The organism is Streptomyces sp. NPDC054863, assembly GCF_053610825.1.
Genome location: NZ_JBSGZD010000475.1, coordinates 1 through 3,528, shown reverse-complemented (window position 1 = coordinate 3,528; position 3,528 = coordinate 1). Strand labels below are relative to the sequence as shown.

The window sequence follows — 3,528 nt, the reverse complement described above, 5'->3', positions numbered from 1 at the left end:
CCCCCTACCCGCGGAGCCTTCCGCGTACTAGAACGGACCCCATGCTTATTTCGGTAGTCCGCACCGGAGGTTTCGCCGGCATCGAGCGCCGGGCCGAGGTCGACACCTCCGGCCTGCCCGACGCCCGCGAGTGGCACGCCCTGGCCTCGGCGGCGGTCGCCTCCGCCCGGGGCGTGCGGCTGCCGGGGGCGGCGGTCCCGGACGGATTCAGCTACGAGATCACGGTGGACGGACGGACGGTGCACTGCGCGGAGCCTCAACTCTCCGACGCACAGCGTGACTTGATCTCGCGGGTACTGAAGGAGGGCGCTTAGCCACCGGCGGTGATCCCGCGGTGTCAGATCCGTTGACAGCGTTACCCAGGGGTACGGAGCATCTTCCCCATGACAACGCTGCCCTCGGGATCCTTCGCACCGCTGCCCCGCTTTCCCGCCAACTTCCTCTGGGGCGTGTCCACTTCGGCCCACCAGATCGAGGGCGCGCTGCGGGAGGACGGGCGCGGGCCCTCCTCGTGGGACGCCTTCGCCGCCGAGCCCGGCCGGATCAAGGACGGTTCGGACGCGTCCGTCGCCGTCGACCACTACCACCGCTACCCCGAGGACGTGGCCCTGCTCAAGTGCCTCGGGGTGGGCGGGTACCGCTTCTCGGTGTCGTGGTCGCGGGTGCTGCCCGAAGGGGCGGGGACGGTCAACAAGGCGGGGCTCGACTTCTACGACCGGCTCGTCGACGCGCTGTGCGAGGCGGGGGTGCGCCCGGTGCCGACCCTCTTCCACTGGGACACGCCCCTGGCGCTGGAGGAGCGGGGCGGGTGGCTGGAGCGGGACACCGCCCACCGGTTCGCGGAGTACGTGGACGTGGTCGCGGAGCGGCTCGGTGACCGCGTCGGCCGCTGGATCACCCTCAACGAGCCCGCCGAACTCACCTTCCTGGGCCATGCGCTGGGCGACCACGCACCGGGGAAGCGCCTGCTGTTCGACGCCCTCCCCGTCGCCCATCACCAGCTCCTCGCGCACGGTCTGGCCGTGGACGTACTGCGCTCGCGCGGCTCGGGCAGCATCGGCATCGCCAACTCGCACGGCCCGACCTGGCCGGCCACGGACTCCGCGGCGGACCGGGGCGCCGCCGACTTCTACGACCTGCAGCTGAACCGGCTGTTCGCTGACCCACTGCTGCTGGGGCGGTACCCGGACGGCATCGCGGAGATGCTGCCGGGCCCCGTCGAGGAGGACCTTCGCCTCATCTCCCAGCCGCTGGACTGGTACGGCGTCAACTACTACCGGCCGACCCGGGTCGGCGCCCACGACCCGTCCGTCTCCGCGGACTTCGCCGGGATCGGGATACCGCCGGAGATGCCCTTCTCCGTCCACCCCGTCGAGGGCGTCCCGCGCACCGCCTTCGGCTGGCCGGTGGTGCCGTCCGCCCTGACCGAGCTCCTCGTCTCCTTCCGCGAGCGCTACGGCGACAGCCTGCCGCCCGTGGTCATCACCGAGAACGGGTGCAGCTACGAGGGCATCGACGACCAGGAGCGGATCGCCTACCTGGACGGCCATCTGCGCGCCCTGCACGACGCGATGGAGGCGGGCGTCGACGTCCGCGGGTACTTCGTGTGGTCGCTGCTGGACAACTGGGAGTGGGCCGAGGGGTACGCGCAGCGCTTCGGCCTGGTCCACGTGGACTTCGCCGACGGGTCCCTGACGCGCACGCCGAAGGCGTCGTACCACTGGCTGCGGGACGTGCTGCTGACCCAGAAGTGACGTCGGGGGGCGGCCGCCGGACGGGCCGGGGTGCGCCCCTTCAGGGGCGCGGGGAACTGCGCGACCGGCCACGACGCGCCCGCACGGGCAGAGCACCGGGGGCCTGCCCGTGCACGGGGTCTCCGCTCAGAATCCCAGCTTGCGCAACTGCTTGGGGTCCCGCTGCCAGTCCTTCGCGACCTTCACGTGAAGGTCCAGGAACACCGGCGTCCCCAGCAGTGCCTCGATCTGCTTGCGGGACTTCGTCCCGACGTCCTTCAGCCGCTGGCCCTTCGGGCCGATGATGATGCCCTTCTGGCTCGGCCGCTCGATGTAGACGTTCGCGTGGATGTCCAGCAGCGGCCGGTCCGCCGGACGGTCCTCGCGCGGGATCATCTCCTCGACCACGACCGCGATCGAGTGCGGCAGCTCGTCGCGCACACCCTCCAGCGCCGCCTCGCGGATCAGTTCCGCGACCATGACCATCTCGGGCTCGTCCGTGAGGTCGCCCTCCGGGTACAGCGGCGGGCTCTCGGGGAGCAGCGGTGCGATGAGGTCCGCGAGCAGCGACACCTGCTGGTCGCCGACCGCCGACACCGGCACGATCTCCGCCCACACGATGCCCAGCTCGCGCCCGAGCTCGTCGATCGCCAGGAGCTGCTCGCGCAGCTGCTTCGGCGAGACGAGGTCGGTCTTCGTCACGATGGCGATCTTCGGGGTCTTCTTGATCCCGGCGAGCTCCTTGGCGATGAACTTGTCGCCCGGTCCCAGCTTCTGGTCGGCGGGCACGCAGAAGCCGATCACGTCGACCTCGGCCCACGTCGTCCGTACGACGTCGTTGAGCCGCTCGCCGAGCAGCGTGCGCGGCTTGTGCAGGCCCGGCGTGTCCACCAGGATCAGCTGCGCGTCCGGCCGGTGCACGATGCCGCGCACCGTGTGCCGGGTGGTCTGGGGGCGGCTGGAGGTGATGGCCACCTTCTGACCGACCAGAGCGTTCGTAAGGGTGGACTTGCCCGCGTTGGGGCGGCCCACGAAGCAGGCGAAGCCGGCCCGGTGGGGGGCGGGGTCGGCTGCGGGGTTTTCGGGAGTACGAGCGCTCATGGCCCCCATTCTCCCCGATGTACGCCGAAGGGCCGACCAGTGGTCGGCCCTTCGATGTCGTACGCGATCAGGAGCGGTGCCGTACGGGAGCCGGACGGCGGCCGTACGGGGTCCCGGCGGGGCGTGGTTACGCCCTGCCGTACGGGGTCCCGGCGGGGCGTGGTTACGCCAGCCCGCCCTTGGCGCCGCAGGAACCCCACGCGCCCGCGCCCTGGCCCGCGAGGACCTTCTCGGCGACGGCGATCTGCTCCGCCTGGGTCGCCTGGTGCGGGCTCGCGGCGTGCGCGGTGCCGCCGTAGGCCGCCCAGGTCTGCTGGGTGAACTGGAGACCGCCGTAGTAGCCGTTTCCGGTGTTGGTGGCCCAGTTGCCGCCCGACTCGCACGCCGCGACGGCCGACCAGTTCGCACCCGACGCGGCGGAGGCGGAGCCCGCGCCCGTCAGGAGCACGGCCGCTGCGGCGCCGGCCGCGACGACGGAACCGGTGATGCGGCGGGCTGCGGTGGTGCGGATCAGGGAGGAGAACACGTAGCGGCCTAACTCTGGGGAACGTGGACCGCCGCTCGGAAACTTGCGATGTCCCTTGCGGCGTGTCTCCACACTCCCAGCGCGGGCCGCCCCGATCCACGGACCTTCGGGGGGCCTTCCGGGGGCCGAAGGTCCCGGTCGTAGCGCCCCCTCCCCCGGGCCGAAGGT

General features: G+C 71.8%; 3 protein-coding genes and 1 pseudogene. 2 read left to right on the top strand and 2 right to left on the bottom strand.

The features are described 5' to 3' along the window. The first annotated feature begins 41 nt into the window (after positions 1–41). Both ACWGIG_RS37840 and ACWGIG_RS37835 read left to right on the top strand, forming a co-directional pair. Positions 42–314 (top strand): protealysin inhibitor emfourin, encoded by a 273-nt coding sequence (locus ACWGIG_RS37840; RefSeq protein WP_453326262.1) that lies wholly within the window; start codon positions 42–44, stop codon positions 312–314. 69 nt (positions 315–383) lie between these two features. Continuing rightward, positions 384–1,754: a GH1 family beta-glucosidase gene (locus ACWGIG_RS37835; protein ID WP_453326261.1), complete on the top strand. Its 1,371-nt coding sequence runs from the start codon at positions 384–386 to the stop codon at positions 1,752–1,754. A 126-nt stretch (positions 1,755–1,880) separates the two neighbouring features. Here ACWGIG_RS37835 and era read toward each other — a convergent pair whose 3' ends face one another. Both era and ACWGIG_RS37825 read right to left on the bottom strand, forming a co-directional pair. Next, positions 1,881–2,843 carry a GTPase Era gene (gene era, locus ACWGIG_RS37830; protein ID WP_453326260.1) on the bottom strand — a complete coding sequence of 321 codons (963 nt, stop codon included), beginning with the start codon at positions 2,841–2,843 and terminating at the stop codon, positions 1,881–1,883. Positions 2,844–3,018: 175 nt separating this feature from the next. Then, positions 3,019–3,360: pseudogene (locus ACWGIG_RS37825) on the bottom strand (transglycosylase family protein); the annotation flags it as partial. Positions 3,361–3,528: the final 168 nt, after the last annotated feature.

Bases quoted from the DNA above. Each gene is read 5' to 3' on its own strand.
- ACWGIG_RS37840 (WP_453326262.1), top strand. From the start codon at position 42: ATGCTTATTTCGGTAGTCCGCACCGGAGGTTTCGCCGGCATCGAGCGC.
- ACWGIG_RS37835 (WP_453326261.1), top strand. From the start codon at position 384: ATGACAACGCTGCCCTCGGGATCCTTCGCACCGCTGCCCCGCTTTCCC.
- era (WP_453326260.1), bottom strand. From the start codon at position 2,843: ATGGGGGCCATGAGCGCTCGTACTCCCGAAAACCCCGCAGCCGACCCC.